We start from the raw sequence: 17,612 nt of genomic DNA on the forward strand, positions 1-17,612 counted from the left end.
GCTTTTTTTACGTTGTTTTATAAGATTCGGCTTCTTTGACTGCTAATGGTAGAAAATGTTTATATTGGCGGAATCCATTAAATGTACTCGCGCTGCCAAGTAAAATAAACAAAACACCAACGATAATGCGTGCAGTTGAAAGTTCTAAAAAGAATTGGTTTATCCCAAAGAATAGGACGAATAAGCCGAGTGCCATTGCGGATTTTCCTGAGAGCCAACCTTTCTCCATTGGACGGTTTGTACGAAAGAATTTTGTTTTATAGAAGAGGTACAACACAAATGAGATGATAATACAAAAGACGAATACTGGCATAATACACGCTCCCATCGATTGGTATAAAAATAACAATTTAGAAAAAAGAAAAATCTAAACTTTCTAACTTTTATTATAAAGCAATTGTTCGCATGTATGAAATGTTTTCCGTTATAATGGGGGATAAAGTGAAACTTTAATTAGTGTGGGGAGATCCCACGTGCTAATTATTAGCCCTCACCAATCGGGCTTTTACGTGCATCCAGGCTCCAAATTAATTTTGCCCCATTGTTTTTAATACTTTTGAGGTGGGAGTCTTACTACACGTTAATGCGGGATAAAATGAAGAAGTTGAATAAAAAGGAGATTATACATATGCATGAGCAAATTTTAGGAGCAATTAAAGAGTTTGATACAATTATTATTCATCGTCATGTACGTCCGGATCCAGATGCGTTAGGTTCTCAGTGCGGACTTGGTACAATTCTGCAAGAATCGTTTCCAGAGAAAAATATTTATATGGTTGGGTACAACGAGCCTTCTTTATCATTTTTACGAGTAATGGATGATATTGAAGATAGTGTATCTGAAGATGCACTTGTTATCGTTTGTGATACAGCAAATCAAGAGCGTGTTTGTGATCAGCGTTATGCAAAAGGAAAGATGTTAATTAAAATTGATCATCATCCGAATGAAGACCCGTACGGAGATATTACATGGGTGGATACGACAGCAAGTTCTACAAGTGAAATGATTTATGAATTTTACAGTTATGGAAAAGATAAAGGATTAACGATTTCAAAGGAAGCAGCTCGCCTTATTTTAGCGGGTATTGTTGGAGATACAGGTCGTTTCTTATTCCCAAATACAACAGCGAAAACACTTCGTTACGTAAGTGAGCTCGTTGACATGGATGTAAAATTCACAGATTTATACAATGAAATGTATAAAACGAAAGAAAAAATTGCTCGTTTAAACGGTTATATTTTACAAAACTTTACGATGGTAGAAGAAGGTGCAGCGTACATTAAATTAACGAAAGAGGTACTAGAAGAGTTTGATGTACTTTCTACTGAAGCATCTGGTGTTGTCGGAGCACTTGGTAATATTGATGGATTAAAGGCATGGGTTCTATTTTTAGAGGAAGATGATGTTATTCGTGTTCGTCTTCGTTCAAAAGGACCAGTTATTAATAAGTTAGCAATGCAATATAATGGCGGAGGACATCCGATGGCTTCTGGTGCAAAAGCATCTTCTTGGGAAGAAGCAGATCGCCTGTTTGCTGATTTACGTGAGCTGTGTAGATAAAAATTGTATGTTGAACGAAAGAGAAGGAGAGGCACTGAAGCCCTCCTTTTTTTTATTTTTCTTTCTCTATATCAATACTAATTTCAAGTACGGTATCAAAAGAGACTGTGTCTACTTTAAAGCGGTATATACGATCGTAATGTTTGTACGTTTTATTTTCGATGACTTTTTTGAGCAGGTCTTTATTTTTTGCGATGCTTTGAATGTTTTTCGTTAAAAGATGCTGGAGATCATTATGGATAGAAGTGGTCATGTTTTCAAGTGTAAGATTGTCTAAATCGTATTTTTTTCGATTTATAATTTTTATTTTGATTTCTTGAATTGTTAAGAGCCGTTTATTTTCTGTGTTCAATTTCTCTTGGTCTTCGAGAAGGACGTGGAGTTTTGCTTCTTGTTTTTCGATAATTTCTTTTTGTTCTGCTATTTTACTAGTTTGTTCTTCTTGAAAAACACCGTATATGTACAAAAAAACAAACCAGCTCAACACTCCTCCAACAGCAGCGCCAGCTAAAACTAAATACCACCTTTTGGCTGTATTGGCACTGGGTACTCTCATACATGTTCCTGTGTAAGCCATTTAATAATAATAAGACCAGTTTGCATACCGCCAGTTGCAAAAAAAATAAGGAGAATTTGTTTTACGATATCTTTCATATCTCCGCCAAAGAAGCTTCTTTCAAAGCTATAAAAGGTATCGAACGTTCCGCCAATTGCTGCAACGAGTGCCCAAATTCTTAAATTTTGGGCGAATTGATTAATATAAGTTAGAGTTGGTTTTCCGATGAGAAATGCACCAAACCCGCCAATTAATGAACCACCAAGTATAACTCCAAAGGCAATAAAATAACTAATAATAAGCAGAGAGAAAAAAGTATGTTCTCTTACATCCATCGTCATTCCCCTTTCTTCTTCATATATATGGACAAAGTATGAGAAGTATGTTTTGATTTCCGCTTTCCTCATCACCTATAATAAAAGTAGTCACATAGGTAAAGAGAGGGTACAACAGTGAAGTTTGTGCATTTACAATGTCAAACCGTTTTTAGTTTATTAAAAAGTGCTTGTAAAATTGATGAGCTTGTCATTCGGGCGAAAGAGCTTGGATTTTCATCGCTGGCCATTACAGATGAAAATGTTATGTATGGAGTTATTCCGTTTTATAAAGCATGCAAGAAAAATGGTATACAGCCTATTATCGGCTTAACAGCTTCTATTTTTAGTGAAGAAGAAGAAAGGTCTTATCCACTTGTCTTACTTGCTGAGAATGAAATAGGCTATCAAAATTTATTAAAGATCTCTAGCAGCATTATGACGAAGTCAAAAGAAGGTATCCCGAAGAAGTGGCTTGCTCATTATGCGAAAGGGTTAATTGCAATTTCACCAGGGAAAGACGGAGAGATTGAACAGCTATTATTAGAAGACAAAGAGAGTCAGGCTGAAGAAGTAGCTCATACGTATCAAAATATGTTCAGCAATTTTTATATAAGTTTGCAGCATCATGCAATTCAAGATGAACTGCTTTTACAAGAAAAACTGCCTGAATTTATTAATAAGGTAAACGTTCCAGTCGTTGCAACAAATGATGTTCGCTATATTAATCAAAGTGACGCACTTGTTCATGAATGTTTATTATCTGTTGAAGGCGGAACGAAAATGACTGATCCAGATAGACCGAGAATGAAAACGGATCAGTATTATTTAAAGTCATCGGATGAAATGGGAGCACTATTTTCTCATGCTGAGGAAGCGGTTCAAAATACAATAACAATCGCGGAACGTTGCCAAGTAGAAATTCCTTTCCATGTAAATCAATTACCGAAATTTCCTGTTCCATCTAACGAGACGAATGATACGTATTTGCGCCGTGTTTGTGAAGAAGGCTTGCAGAAACGCTATGGTACGCCGAAAGAAGCGCATATAGGACGTTTGGATCATGAATTAAATGTTATTTCTCGTATGGGATTTAGCGATTATTTCCTCATCGTATGGGACTTTATGAAATATGCACATGAAAATCATATTTTAACTGGGCCAGGCCGTGGATCGGCAGCGGGTTCACTCGTTTCTTACGTATTGGAAATTACAGATATTGATCCGATTGAATATGAATTATTATTTGAAAGGTTTTTAAACCCTGAACGTGTGACACTTCCAGATATTGATATTGATTTTCCAGATATAAGACGTGATGAGATGATTCGATATGTGAAAGATAAATATGGTCAGCTTCGTGTTGCTCAAATTGTAACGTTCGGAACTCTTGCAGCGAAAGCCGCAATTAGAGACATTGCTCGTGTAATGGGGCTCCTGCCAAGAGATATTGACATATTTTCAAAACTTATCCCATCAAAGCTTGGTATAACGTTAAGAGATGCATATGAGGAATCGCAATCGCTCCGTGAGTTTATACAAGGGAATCTGTTACATGAGCGTGTGTTTGAAATTGCAAAACGTGTAGAGGGATTACCGCGTCATACGTCTATTCATGCAGCTGGCGTTATTATGAGCCAAGAACCGTTAACGGGAAGTGTAGCGATTCAAGAAGGGCATAACGATGTTTATGTTACGCAATATCCAGCTGATGCATTAGAAGAACTTGGATTGCTCAAGATGGACTTTTTAGGCTTACGTAATTTAACGTTACTTGAAAATATTATAAAATTTATTGTTGAAAAAACTGGGAAACAAATTGATATAAGAAATTTACCTCTGCAAGATGAAAAGACGTTTCAATTGTTAGGAAGAGGGGATACAACAGGTGTATTCCAGCTTGAATCAGGTGGTATGCGAAATGTACTTCGTGGGTTAAAACCGAATGAATTTGAAGACATAGTCGCTGTTAACTCGTTATACAGACCAGGACCGATGGAACAAATTCCAACCTTTATTGAATCGAAGCATGGGAAAAGACAAATTGAATATTTACATCCGGATTTAAAGCCGATTTTAGAAAGAACATACGGCGTAATTGTATACCAAGAACAAATTATGCAAATCGCATCGAAGTTAGCTGGATTTTCGCTTGGAGAAGCGGATTTGCTGCGCCGTGCAGTGAGTAAAAAGAATCGTGATATTTTAGATCAAGAACGTAAGCATTTTGTTCAAGGTTGTTTGGAAAACGGATACGATGAGACATCTTCAGAACAAATTTATGATTTAATTGTAAGATTTGCGAATTACGGTTTTAACCGAAGTCACGCTGTAGCTTACAGTATGATCGGATATCAGCTTGCATATTTAAAAGCAAATTATACGCTGGAATTTATGACTGCGTTATTATCAAGTGCAATTGGAAATGAAGATAAGATTGTGCAGTATGTACGAGAAACGAAGCGGAAAGGTTTTCACGTTTTACCGCCGTCTCTTCAGAGAAGTGGTTACAACTTCCAAATAGAAGGGAATGCGATTCGATATAGTTTACTTTCGATTCGGAATATCGGAATGGCTACCGTGACGGCATTACTCGAAGAACGAGAGGAAAAAATGTTCGAAGATTTATTTGAGTTTTGTCTTCGTATGCCATCAAAATTTGTAACAGAGCGAAATTTAGAAGCGTTTGTCTGGTCTGGTTGTTTTGACGGTTTTGGTGTTTCGAGGACGACGTTATGGAGAAGTCTTAAAGGAGCGTTGGAGTATGCAAATCTTGCACGTGATTTTGATTTAGGGGATGCTGTTCCGAAATCAAAATACGTACAAGGAGAAGAGCTATCCTTTATTGAACAGTTAAATAAAGAGAAGGAAGCACTCGGTTTTTATTTATCTAGCTATCCGACAGCGCAGTATGCGGAACTAGGAAAAGAATTAGAAATTCCATCTCTTGCTCAGGCGATGCGACATAAGAAAAAAGTACAAAGAGCGATCGTATATATAACAAGTGTGAAAGTTATTCGTACGAAAAAGTTGCAAAAGATGGCGTTTATTACATTCTGTGATCAAAATGATGAAATGGAAGCCGTTATTTTTCCAGAAACGTATATACATTTTTCAGACAGGTTACAAGAAGGTGCAATCGTTTTAGTTGATGGTACGATCGAGCAAAGAAATCATAAGTTGCAATGGATCGTGAATGGACTATATCCGCTAGAAGAAATGGATGTTTATGAAGGGATGAAAGAAGCGTCTGTTTACGTGAAATTGCCGTCTCAATATGAAAAAAAGCTTGTAAATCAAGTTACGAAAATATTGTTTGATTATTCAGGTTTTACGAAAGTACTAATTTATTATGAAAAGGAACATAAAATGGTACAATTATCTCGAAGTTTATCGATTCATCCAAGTGAAGAATGTCTAGGGGCACTTCGTGAAATTGTCGGTGACGAAAATGTCGTTGTGAAAATATAATGGACAATCTCCCTACACTTCGATTATTATAGTAGTAGTGTTCGTGGTCAGACCACTTGGAGAAATTGATATCAGCAAGCATAATTTGAGGAGAGTGGATAGTTTGTCAACACTTCGTGAAGAAGCACTTCACATGCATAAAGTGCATCAAGGAAAATTAGAAACTGTATCAAAAGTAAAAGTAGAAAATGCAAAAGATTTAAGTCTTGCATATTCTCCAGGGGTTGCAGAGCCTTGTAAAGAAATTTATGACGATAAAAGTAAGGTATATGAATATACAATGAAGGGAAATATGGTAGCAGTTGTGACAGATGGAACGGCTGTACTTGGTCTTGGTAACATTGGACCTGAAGCATCTCTTCCAGTAATGGAAGGTAAAGCTGTATTATTCAAGAGCTTTGCTGGTGTAGATGCATTCCCGATTGCCTTAAATACAAACGATGTAGATAAAATTGTTGAAACTGTAAAATTAATGGAGCCAACTTTTGGCGGTGTAAACTTAGAAGATATCGCAGCGCCAAACTGCTTCGTTATTGAAGAACGTTTGAAAAAAGAGACAAACATTCCAATATTCCATGATGATCAACACGGAACAGCTATCGTAACAGTAGCAGGCCTTGTGAACGCGCTGAAGTTAGTTGGAAAGAAAATGTCTGACATTAAAGTTGTCGCAAATGGTGCAGGTGCAGCAGGTATTGCAATCATTAAACTTTTATATCGCTATGGTGTACGTGACGTTATTATGTGTGACCGTAAAGGTGCAATCTATGAAGGTCGTCCTGTCGGTATGAATCCGGTGAAAGATGAAGTTGCAAAATATACAAATAAGAGTCGTATAGAAGGTTCTTTAGCTGACGTTTTACAAGGTGCGGACGTATTCATTGGTGTATCTGCAGCAGGTGCATTAACTGAAGAGATGGTTCGTACAATGAATGACGATGCAATTATTTTTGCAATGGCGAATCCGGTTCCAGAAATTATGCCAGAATTGGCAAAAGCAGCGGGCGCAGCTGTTGTTGGAACAGGTCGTTCTGACTTCCCGAACCAAGTAAATAATGTACTAGCGTTCCCAGGTATTTTCCGCGGTGCACTTGATGTACATGCGACACAAATTAATGAAGAAATGAAGATGGCAGCTGTACAGGCCATTGCAGAGCTTGTATCAGAGGATGAGTTGAATGCAGATCATATCATTCCAGCGCCATTTGACGCGCGTGTAGCGCCTCAAGTAGCGGCTTACGTTGCGAAAGCAGCAATGGAGACAGGAGTAGCTCGCCGTCAAGTAGATCCAAATGAAGTCGCTGAGAAAACAAAACAATTAGCGCTGATTGGTAAAGAATAAGCGAGGAATTTCCATTGACATCATCAAATACAAAAGTATATCTCGAAATTGTAAAAAAAATCCGTTCCATTATGGAAGAGGATTGTTTAGTAGCAGGGGATCGTTTGCCATCTGAGCGTGAGTTAAGTTCACGCTTAAATGTTGGACGTTCCTCTGTAAGAGAAGCATTACGTGCGTTAGAACTGGTAGGATTAATTGAAACGAGACGTGGTGAGGGAACGTTTATTCGAAACTTTTACGATAACGGTCTTGTACAATTAATTGCTCCGTTCTTGCTGCAAGATGAGAAAACAATTCGTGATTTATTACAAACAAAACGATTGCTTGAGAAAGATATGATTCGACTTGTATGTAATTTACCGAAAGAAACGTTTTCTGAAGTGCTAAGTAAATTACACCAAGTGCTTGAAGAAAATGAAAGCTCAATTCCGGTGCTTCATCAAACGTTCTTTAAAACACTTATTGAACAATTCGATAATTATTTACTCTATCGCATTTGGATGATCGTAAATGATTACGTTGCAACTCTTTCTTGTGAAGTTTCAGGAGATTCTATCGAAATGTATAGAAAGCTTTATGCTACTTTGGAAGTGAAACAAGAAAATGATGCATTAAAAATTTACGATGAATTAGTAGAGAATATACAGTTTCACTCGTAATGTATAAAATTTGTCGAAATGACCATGACACGTTATGACAAACATTCTACCGCATAGCGGTTAAAGTTAAACGTAAAGAGAGAGGTTATTAGACAGATTGAGAAGATAAGGCTAACATCAAACATTGGTGTTAGCCCCATTTTCTTCTTACGCTAACCTTAGCTCTCAATGAAGGGGGTCAAATTGTGCTAAGAGATTTATTCGTGAAAAAGAAAAAGTACGCTGCAATACCTTCAGAACAAGTACGAAAAGATGTACCAGATGGCGTTATGACAAAATGTCCGAAATGCAAAAAAATCATGTATACGAAAGAGCTTCTTAAAAATTTAAAAGTATGCGTGAATTGTGGATATCATCATCCGATGAATGCATGGGAACGCCTTGATAGTATATTGGACGAAGGTTCATTTCGTGAGTATGACAAAGAGATGGTTTCACTAAATCCACTTGAGTTTCCGGGATATGAAGAGAAACTAGAAAACGATCGTAAGAAGACTAAATTGAATGAAGCGGTTGTAACTGGTGAAGGAACAATTGATGACATGCTTGTTGTTGTTGCAGTAATGGATTCTCGTTTTCGAATGGGCAGCATGGGCTCTGTTGTAGGAGAGAAAATTGCCCGTGCGGTTGAAAAGGCATACGACTTACAAGTTCCATTTATTATCTTTACTGCTTCGGGTGGTGCTCGTATGCAAGAAGGGATATTAAGTTTAATGCAAATGGCAAAAACAAGCGTAGCTTTGAAAAAGCATAGTAATGCAGGAGGGTTATTTATTTCTGTTATGACTCACCCAACGACGGGCGGGGTTTCAGCGAGTTTCGCTTCACTTGGTGATTACAATCTTGCAGAGCCAGGTGCACTTATCGGATTTGCTGGTAGACGCGTAATTGAACAAACAGTGCGTGAGAAACTACCGGAAGATTTCCAAACGGCAGAATTTTTATTAGAGCACGGTCAATTAGATGCTGTGGTGCATCGTGATGATATGAGAGAATCACTCCGTAAGATTTTAGAAGTTCATCAAGGGGGGGAAATGGCTGTATGGCAGAGCTAGAATTTGAAAAACCAGTTGTTGAGCTAAGAAATAAGATTCGTGAACTGAAAGACTATACGAAAAACAGCCAGATGGACTTCAGTGAGGAGATTCGTATTTTGGAAGACAAGCTAGAAAAACTAGAGGAAGATATATACGGCAATATGAAAGTATGGGACCGTGTTCAAATTGCTCGTCATGCAGAACGACCGACAACGCTCGATTATATTGAGCACTTATTTACTAATTTTTTTGAATGTCATGGAGATCGCCTATTTGGCGACGATGCAGCGATTGTCGGCGGCATTGCGAAATATAAGGGGATGCCCGTAACTGTAATTGGGCACCAACGCGGAAAAGATACGAAAGAAAATATTCGTCGTAATTTTGGGATGCCTCATCCAGAAGGATATCGAAAAGCACTGCGCCTAATGAAACAAGCGGAAAAGTTTAATCGTCCCATTATTTGTTTCATCGATACGAAGGGAGCTTATCCTGGTAAAGCAGCTGAAGAACGTGGACAAAGTGAGGCAATTGCCCGTAATTTATTTGAAATGGCGGGTTTAACTGTACCTGTTATTTGTATCGTTATCGGTGAAGGTGGTAGCGGTGGTGCGTTAGGTCTTGGAGTAGGAGATTACATTCATATGCTGGAAAATTCCACTTATTCTGTTATTACACCAGAGGGTGCGGCGGCGATTCTTTGGAAAGATGCTGGTAAAGCAAAAGAAGCTGCAGAAGCGATGAAAATTACAGCATTAGATTTGAAAGAATTAGGTGTAATTGACGAAATTATTCCAGAGGCAAAAGGCGGAGCACATCGTAATGTTTTGAAACAATCAGAAAATATAGATTTAATGCTTAAGAAAACTTTTGAACAATTAAGCGGAATTTCGAAAGATGAATTAATCGAAAAACGTTATGAAAAATATATGAAAATTGGGCAAGTTTCGTTTTCAAACGCTTCCATTGGGATAAAATAAGAAAAGCGTGCGTTCCTCTTCGCGAATGCACGTTTTTATTATGAAAAGACACATCTTCTCCATTGTGTTTTTGTATTTTTTCGTGTTATTTTATTATAAGGCAAATAATCTTTATGAGGTGAGTACAAATGAAACGTATTGGTGTATTAACAAGTGGTGGAGATTCACCTGGTATGAATGCTGCCATTCGTGCAGTTGTTCGTAAAGCGATTTTCCATGATATTGAAGTATATGGTATTTACCATGGATACGCTGGTTTAATTTCTGGTCATATTGAAAAATTAGAACTTGGTTCTGTTGGCGATATTATCCACCGTGGTGGTACAAAATTATATACAGCAAGATGTCCTGAGTTTAAAGACCCAGAAGTACGACTAAAAGGAATCGAGCAATTAAAGAAACATGGTATTGAAGGACTTGTCGTTATTGGTGGAGATGGTTCGTACCAAGGCGCAAAAAAATTAACTGAGCAAGGATTCCCATGTGTAGGTGTACCAGGTACAATCGACAATGATATCCCTGGAACAGACTTCACAATTGGTTTTGATACAGCTTTAAATACTGTTATTGATGCAATTGATAAAATCCGTGATACAGCTACATCTCATGAACGTACATATGTTATCGAAGTAATGGGACGTCACGCTGGAGATATCGCATTATGGGCTGGTTTAGCTGATGGTGCAGAAACTATCTTAATTCCAGAAGAAAAGTATGACATGGAAGATGTTATCTCTCGTCTGAAACGCGGTAGTGAACGTGGTAAAAAGCACAGTATTATCGTTGTAGCTGAAGGTGTTGGAAGTGCAATTGACATCGGTAAGCACATTGAAGAAGCAACAAGCTTTGATACTCGTGTAACTGTATTAGGTCACGTACAACGTGGTGGATCACCAAGTGCACAAGACCGTGTATTAGCTAGTCGTCTTGGCGCAAGAGCAGTTGAATTATTAATTGCTGGTAATGGTGGACGTTGTGTTGGTATTCAAAATAATAAACTTGTTGATCATGACATTATCGAAGCGTTAGCTCAAAAGCATACAATCGATAAAGATATGTATCAATTATCTAAAGAATTATCTATCTAATCGGCTTAATGCCTTGTATTTGGGAACGGTTTCATAATTTTCGGAGGTGCAATATGCGTAAAACTAAAATTGTATGTACTATAGGTCCTGCTAGTGAAAGTATTGAGAAATTAGAGCAATTAATGGAAGCGGGTATGAACGTTGCTCGTTTAAACTTCTCTCATGGTAGCCATGAAGAGCATGGAGCTCGTATTAAAAATATTCGTGAAGCTTCAAAGAAAACTGGTAAAACAGTTGGTATCTTACTTGATACAAAAGGTCCAGAAATCCGTACACATGACTTCGTAGACGGACAAGCTGAGCTTGTAACAGGTGCAGAAGTAATTCTTTCTACTGAACAAGTATTAGGAACTGCAGAGAAGTTCTCTGTATCTTATGCTGGTCTTTATGATGATGTTGATCCAGGTTCTCGTATTCTAATCGATGACGGTCTTATCGAACTAGAAGTAATCGAGAAAGCTGACGGAAACATCCGTACAAAAGTATTAAACAGCGGAACTGTAAAAAATAAAAAAGGTGTTAACGTACCAAACGTAAGCATTAAGCTTCCTGGTATCACTGAAAAAGACGTGCAAGATATCGTTTTCGGTATCGAGCAAAAAGTTGATTTCATCGCAGCATCTTTCGTACGTAAAGCATCTGACGTATTAGAAATTCGTGAATTATTAGAAGGGCATAACGCTCAATACATCCAAATCGTACCAAAAATCGAAAACCAAGAAGGTATCGACAACATCGATTCAATCTTAGAAGTTTCTGACGGTTTAATGGTTGCTCGTGGTGATATGGGTGTAGAAATTCCACCAGAAGAAGTACCATTAGTACAAAAACGTCTAATCAAAAAATGTAACGTATTAGGCAAACCAGTTATTACTGCAACACAAATGTTAGATTCTATGCAACGTAACCCACGTCCAACTCGTGCGGAAGCAAGTGACGTAGCAAACGCAATCTTCGATGGAACAGATGCAATCATGCTTTCAGGTGAAACTGCTGCGGGTCAATACCCTGTAGAAGCTGTAACAATGATGGCTAACATTGCGGTACGTGTTGAAAAATCATTACAATATGAAGATATGTTCAAAAAACGTATTAAAGAGTTCACACCAACAATTACAGATGCAATTAGCCAATCTGTTGCGCACACAGCACTTGCTCTTGATGTAGCTGCAATCGTAGCTCCAACAGAAAGTGGACATACTGCGAAAATGATCTCTAAATACCGTCCGAAATCTCCAATCGTAGCTGTAACATCTGACGAGCAAGTAGGACGTCGTCTTGCACTTGTTTGGGGTGTTCAAGCATTTATGTCTGAGAAACGTGCAGCTTCTACTGACGAAATGTTAGATACAGCAATTCAAACAGGTATGGATGCGGGTCTAATCGGACTTGGAGATACTGTAGTAATCACTGCTGGTGTTCCAGTTGCTGAAACTGGTACAACAAACTTAATGAAAATCCACGTTGTTGGTGAAAAAGTTGCTAAAGGGCAAGGAATCGGTCGTAAATCTGCAAAAGGTAAAGTAGTTGTAGCGAAAACAGCTGCTGAAGCTGTAGCGAACGTAAACAAAGGTGATATCCTTGTTACAACAAGCACAGATAAAGATATGATTCCTGCAATTGAAAAAGCTGCTGCTCTAGTTGTAGAAGAAGGCGGTCTAACAAGCCATGCAGCTGTTGTAGGTGTATCAATCGGTATTCCTGTTATCGTTGGTGTAAACGGCGTAACAACAACTTTAAAAAATGGCCAAGAAGTAACAGTTGATGCAGCACGCGGAATTGTTTATAATGGACATGCGGAAGTGCTATAAGAAGTAATACGGAGAGAAGGATCGGAGTCCTTCTCTTTTTTTTACACAAAAAAGGATAGAGATAGCTTTAAATACCTGAAATCGCTTTGAAAAACGTTTATTATAATGTTTAGTGGAAGAGGGTTATTTGTCCTTTATGAAGCTTGTATGAGCGTTTTAAGGGGCTTATAAGGGGTTTTGCAAGGGTGATACTTTCAAACCTTTTAAATGAAATATGAAGGAGTGTGAGCTATGAAGTGGTTACTGTTCTTACTTATTTTAGTGCCGGCGATTGAGATTACGGTGTTAATAGGGTCGAGTCATGTAATAGGTTTATGGTCTACGTTCGCTATGATTGTATTTACGGGTATTGTGGGTGTATATTTGGCGAAACGACAAGGGTTTAAAGTACTTAGAGAGATTCAATTTAGGCTAAATAGAGGAGAAATGCCGGGTGATGCGGTTCTAAATGGTATTTTTATATTCGTAGGAGGTATTCTTTTAGTACTGCCTGGATATGTGACGGATATAATAGGTTTTATCTTTGTTGTTCCTGTAACGAGGGCTTTATTGAAGCCGGCTGTTATGAAGTGGATTGATTGGAAATTTAGAAAGAGAACTACTATTATTGTTCAGAAATAACGCGTAGATTATAGCGATCTACGCGTTATTTTTTTATTTGCCACTTATAGTCAATTGTTAGCTTCCTGCTCGGGTTGGATTTTTGTTAGTTATTAAACGATAGGATGCAGAGGGTTCTTGTGAATGAAAAGTGTTACGTTAGGATGATGTTTTTTGCTTGTAGTAAGATTCGACTAGTGAGCAGAAGTTAGACAGGAAAAGAAAAATTACTGATTAAAGGGTTCATCTGCCTCGTTTTGTATATTTATTCGTTTACATAAAAAGTAATAAATGTAAGTAATAATTATAAATTATATAGAATAAAAATGTATTTTCGTCCTAAAATATGCGTTTTTATGCAAAAAAATAAGAGGATTATCCTTTTTTAGGAAATTCTCTTATAGATGTAGGTAGTACAAAAAAGTACAGTGAGTAATCAGTGGGAATTTCCCACTGATTACAGTTGATTTTTTATTGTGTATGAATTAGGAAATATTATTTTGATGGTGAACCCTTAATGAATTTCCATAAGTCGTGGAATACATGAGCTTTGTGTAATGTATTAAGTAGTACTAATATGACTGGACCGATGATTAATCCTAAAAAACCAAAGAGCTTAAAGCCGACAAATAGAGCGATGAGTGTCGCTAATGGATCTAGTCCAATATTAGATGAAAGTACTTTTGGCTCCATGATTTGTCTTTGGACAATCACGACGATGTATAGGATGAGAAGACCGATGGCGAATGCAGTATCGCCTGTGAAAAATACGTATATAACCCAAGGAACGAATACGGCTCCAGTTCCTAAATACGGGAGTAAATCTACAACCCCTGTAATAATCGCGATAGTAATTGCGTATGGCACGCGTAATATTAAAAGGCCGATTAGTACAATGATAGTTGTCATAGATACGAGTGTAAGTTGCGCTTTAACAAAACCAAACAAAGCTTTTCTTAAATCGACAAAAATAGTTTTTCCGTATCCATGCAAACGATTAGGTAGAAGTTTTCTTACTTTATGAGCAAGACGGTGCCAATCGTAACTAATGAAGAAGGTGGCTAATAAGACGAAGACAAGGACAGTTAAAGTTGTTGGTAATGCACTAATGAAATTTGTTAACCCACTTATAATGGCGGTTAAAAGTTCTTTCATTTGTGTCGTTGCTTCGGTGCCTAAGTTTTGAATGTTTTGTGTAATAGTGTATCGCTGTGGTTCTCCGAGATGATTAAATTTAGAGATTAAATCATCATAGAGAGGCATAATATGATTAAGTGCAAATTGTTGGGCGAATGCAACGATATCTGGAAACTTAACTGTAACAATTTGTAGTAAGTACGTTGTGGCAGATATTGCTTCAGTTACAAGGTATGTAACAAGTCCAACGATAGCTCCGAATACGAGAATTAAGCTAACGAGTACCGCTAATGCGCGAGGGAATTGTAGTTTTTGATTAAGGAAATTGACGACAGGATTAATCAAATAAGCGAATGCAAAAGCGATAATAAAAGGGTAGATAAGGCCTGACATGTACAGCAATGCATAGAACCCAACTACCGTTGCTACAATGACAAATATGAGTCGTAATATCATATATAGTAAGTTTCGGTTCAAAGATGTATACCTCCCATTCCAATTTGGATTATCCTAATTCGTTCAACTTATAACTAGTGAGATTCACTGATCAAAGTTTCACTTTACCCCGCTATTTGCGGGCAGTAAATCTCCTACCCGAAGTGCAGCTGGATCAAAGGAGTTAGATGGAGATAAACTGCCCGTAAATGCCCGATTGGTTCAACTAATAATCAGTGGAAAGTGCCCCACTGATCAAAGTTTCACTTTATGTTATAGTGGAATGATGGATTTTTCCTGCTTTTTCAATATATGAGTGACCGGAAAAGCTTGGTGTTGATGCTTCTACTATATGGTAAAAACTTCATTTTCTCTTCTTTTTATTTTACCTGTTTCTTAATAGAAAAGAAAGGAGAGACGACCGTTTTTAAAAATGTATACATGCTTAAATTTTTGATGGTTAGAGTTTCAGTTTTTCATTTTAAAATATGAAAAAAATGAAGTGGTTATTGTTGCATATACATCGATATAGCATGTATAACGATAGGTTTAAAGGTATTTTTGTTTGGAAGCGAGTTCATTATTTTCAGAAAGGAAGTGCAAACATGATTAGTCAGTCAACGTTATTTTTATTCATACTACTTATTATAGGACTTATTGCTAAAAACCAATCGCTTACTGTAGCTATTGGAGTGTTATTCTTATTGAAATTTACGTTTTTAGGAGATAAAGTCTTTCCTTATCTACAAACGAAAGGGATTAACCTTGGTGTAACAGTCATTACAATAGCAGTGCTCGTACCGATTGCGACAGGGGAAATAGGCTTTAAACAACTCGGAGAAGCAGCGAAATCGTATTATGCATGGATTGCTTTAGCCTCAGGTGTGGCGGTCGCTTTGTTAGCGAAAGGCGGCGTACAATTATTGACGACGGACCCACATATTACAACCGCACTTGTTTTTGGGACAATTATAGCTGTAGCTTTATTTAATGGAGTCGCTGTAGGTCCATTAATTGGGGCTGGAATTGCCTACGCAGTTATGAGTATTATACAGATGTTTAAATAAGGAATTTTATAGTAATATAAAATTTTTGAATTCTTTCTGTTCACAAAAGTCAGATAATTGTTTATAATAGGATTAGAAACTTTGAAAAGTTACATAACAGCAGAGACTTTACACCAGATAAAATAAAAACAACATAAAACAATTTTATAATGATATTGTTTTATGTTGTTTTTATCATAAACTCTTCGGAATTTATTTTCCTCACTAACTTGTTGTTCTGAGCGTGAGGATTCGGGGAGACATTCACGCTCATGCTTTCCATGTAAGCAATGGACAATAAGAGGGGAACATCGCAATAAATTTGCATGAACGTGCATTTTGCTTGCCTAAAGAGTGAACGAGCGTTCATAATTTATAAGGGGAGCAAATAGATATAAGGAGCAAGGTTGGGAGAATTTTCAGGAAAAGGAGAGAATGTCATGACTGTTATTCGAGGTTTAGAAGGGGTAGTAGCAACAACATCATCTGTGAGCTCTATTATTGATGATACATTAACTTATGTTGGGTATAATATTGATGATTTAGCTGAGAATGCTACGTTCGAAGAGGTAGTGTACTTATTATGGCACCGCAAGCTTCCTAACGAAAAAGAACTAGCGGAATTTAGTGGAACAGTATCTGAATACTATAAAGTACCAGGTGAGGTTTTAACATATTTGAAACAAGTAGATTTAAAAATCGCGCACCCGATGTCGGTTTTACGAACTGCGATTTCCATGCTATCATTATATGATGAGAGCGCTGAAATAATGGATGGAAAGTCTAATTATTTGAAAGCGGTTAAATTACAGGCTCAAGTCGGAACTTTAATTGCGGCTTATGCAAGAATTCGCAAAGGTTTAGATGTTGTTGAGCCAAGAAAAGATCTATCATTAGCTGCAAACTTCTTGTACATGTTAAATGATCGTGAGCCAAATGAAGTTGAAATTGAGGCTTTTGATAAGGCACTTGTACTTCATGCCGATCATGAGTTAAACGCTTCTACATTTACTGCACGTGTTTGCGTAGCTACACTTTCAGATGTGTATTCTGGTATTACAGCAGCAATCGGTGCATTAAAAGGTCCTCTTCACGGCGGGGCAAATGAAAATGTAATGAAGATGTTAACTGAAATTGGCGAAGAAGAAAATGTAGAATCATATATTCATAATGCTCTTCAAAATAAAGTGAAAATTATGGGATTTGGTCATCGCGTATATGAGCATGGTGATCCACGCGCGAAACACTTACGCGAAATGTCTAAGAGATTATGCGTGCTTTTAGGAGAAGACAAATGGTATAATATGTCTATCAAAATTGAAGACATTGTAACAAAAGAAAAAGGTCTTCCACCAAATGTTGATTTCTATTCAGCTTCTGTATACCATTGTTTAGGAATTGACCATGACTTATTTACACCTATCTTTGCAATTAGCCGTATGTCAGGCTGGTTAGCTCATATTCTAGAACAATATGAAAACAACCGTTTAATCCGTCCGCGTGCTGATTATGATGGACCGACACATCAAGTGTACGTTCCGCTAGCGCAACGATAAGCGAAAAACACTATTTTGA

At 37.4% G+C, this 17,612-nt stretch carries 15 protein-coding genes; 11 read left to right on the forward strand and 4 right to left on the reverse strand.

Annotation, left to right across the window (positions count from 1 at the left end; genetic code table 11):
- Positions 1-7: 7 nt before the first annotated feature.
- Positions 8-313: a YtpI family protein gene (locus JFU20_RS19500; protein WP_002088950.1), complete on the reverse strand. Its 306-nt coding sequence runs from the start codon at positions 311-313 to the stop codon at positions 8-10.
- A gap of 315 nt (positions 314-628) precedes the next feature.
- Here JFU20_RS19500 and JFU20_RS19505 point away from each other — a divergent pair, with 315 nt between their 5' ends.
- The gene (locus tag JFU20_RS19505; RefSeq protein WP_207198979.1) at positions 629-1,561 is read left to right on the forward strand and encodes a DHH family phosphoesterase; all 933 of its coding nucleotides are present in this window, start codon (positions 629-631) and stop codon (positions 1,559-1,561) included.
- 52 nt (positions 1,562-1,613) lie between these two features.
- On the opposite strand, the gene ytrI is transcribed toward JFU20_RS19505, so the two are convergent.
- A complete protein-coding gene (gene ytrI / locus JFU20_RS19510) occupies positions 1,614-2,117 on the reverse strand; it encodes a sporulation membrane protein YtrI (RefSeq protein ID WP_002088948.1) in 504 nt (167 codons plus the stop codon).
- Complete coding sequence (locus JFU20_RS19515) at positions 2,114-2,527, reverse strand: YtrH family sporulation protein (RefSeq protein ID WP_002015507.1); 414 nt, start codon at positions 2,525-2,527, stop codon at positions 2,114-2,116. Before JFU20_RS19515 ends, ytrI begins: the two co-directional genes overlap by 4 nt.
- Before the next feature lie 42 nt (positions 2,528-2,569).
- Between JFU20_RS19515 and dnaE the strand changes: the two genes are divergently transcribed.
- The 8 genes from dnaE (at position 2,570) to JFU20_RS19555 (ending at position 13,440) form a co-directional block, all read left to right on the forward strand.
- Positions 2,570-5,902: a DNA polymerase III subunit alpha gene (gene dnaE, locus JFU20_RS19520; protein WP_002129365.1), complete on the forward strand. Its 3,333-nt coding sequence runs from the start codon at positions 2,570-2,572 to the stop codon at positions 5,900-5,902.
- A 133-nt stretch (positions 5,903-6,035) separates the two neighbouring features.
- Complete coding sequence (ystJ, locus tag JFU20_RS19525; RefSeq protein ID WP_161793975.1) at positions 6,036-7,244, forward strand: NADP-dependent malic enzyme; 1,209 nt, start codon at positions 6,036-6,038, stop codon at positions 7,242-7,244.
- Between the two features lie 14 nt (positions 7,245-7,258).
- Positions 7,259-7,903 (forward strand): FadR/GntR family transcriptional regulator, encoded by a 645-nt coding sequence (locus tag JFU20_RS19530; RefSeq protein ID WP_002015502.1) that lies wholly within the window; start codon positions 7,259-7,261, stop codon positions 7,901-7,903.
- A gap of 185 nt (positions 7,904-8,088) precedes the next feature.
- Positions 8,089-8,958: an acetyl-CoA carboxylase, carboxyltransferase subunit beta gene (accD, locus tag JFU20_RS19535; RefSeq protein ID WP_002015500.1), complete on the forward strand. Its 870-nt coding sequence runs from the start codon at positions 8,089-8,091 to the stop codon at positions 8,956-8,958.
- A complete protein-coding gene (gene accA, locus JFU20_RS19540) occupies positions 8,946-9,920 on the forward strand; it encodes an acetyl-CoA carboxylase carboxyl transferase subunit alpha (protein WP_000818787.1) in 975 nt (324 codons plus the stop codon). Before accD ends, accA begins: the two co-directional genes overlap by 13 nt.
- Positions 9,921-10,048: 128 nt before the next feature.
- Positions 10,049-11,008: a 6-phosphofructokinase gene (gene pfkA / locus JFU20_RS19545; RefSeq protein WP_002015498.1), complete on the forward strand. Its 960-nt coding sequence runs from the start codon at positions 10,049-10,051 to the stop codon at positions 11,006-11,008.
- A 53-nt stretch (positions 11,009-11,061) separates the two neighbouring features.
- Positions 11,062-12,819, forward strand: coding sequence for a pyruvate kinase (gene pyk, locus JFU20_RS19550; RefSeq protein ID WP_002015497.1), 1,758 nt, complete (start codon positions 11,062-11,064; stop codon positions 12,817-12,819).
- A gap of 231 nt (positions 12,820-13,050) precedes the next feature.
- Positions 13,051-13,440, forward strand: a complete 390-nt coding sequence (locus JFU20_RS19555; RefSeq protein ID WP_002015496.1) for an FxsA family protein — start codon at positions 13,051-13,053, stop codon at positions 13,438-13,440.
- A gap of 474 nt (positions 13,441-13,914) precedes the next feature.
- On the opposite strand, the gene ytvI is transcribed toward JFU20_RS19555, so the two are convergent.
- Positions 13,915-15,033, reverse strand: coding sequence for a sporulation integral membrane protein YtvI (gene ytvI, locus JFU20_RS19560; RefSeq protein WP_002129361.1), 1,119 nt, complete (start codon positions 15,031-15,033; stop codon positions 13,915-13,917).
- A 563-nt stretch (positions 15,034-15,596) separates the two neighbouring features.
- Between ytvI and JFU20_RS19565 the strand changes: the two genes are divergently transcribed.
- Positions 15,597-16,058 (forward strand): DUF441 domain-containing protein, encoded by a 462-nt coding sequence (locus JFU20_RS19565; protein ID WP_000625507.1) that lies wholly within the window; start codon positions 15,597-15,599, stop codon positions 16,056-16,058.
- A gap of 419 nt (positions 16,059-16,477) precedes the next feature.
- Positions 16,478-17,593 carry a citrate synthase gene (gene citZ / locus JFU20_RS19570; protein WP_012261808.1) on the forward strand — a complete coding sequence of 372 codons (1,116 nt, stop codon included), beginning with the start codon at positions 16,478-16,480 and terminating at the stop codon, positions 17,591-17,593.
- The last annotated feature ends 19 nt before the right edge of the window (positions 17,594-17,612 follow it).

It is taken from the genome of Bacillus sp. TH30, assembly GCF_016650875.1.
Taxonomy (GTDB): domain Bacteria; phylum Bacillota; class Bacilli; order Bacillales; family Bacillaceae_G; genus Bacillus_A; species Bacillus_A mycoides.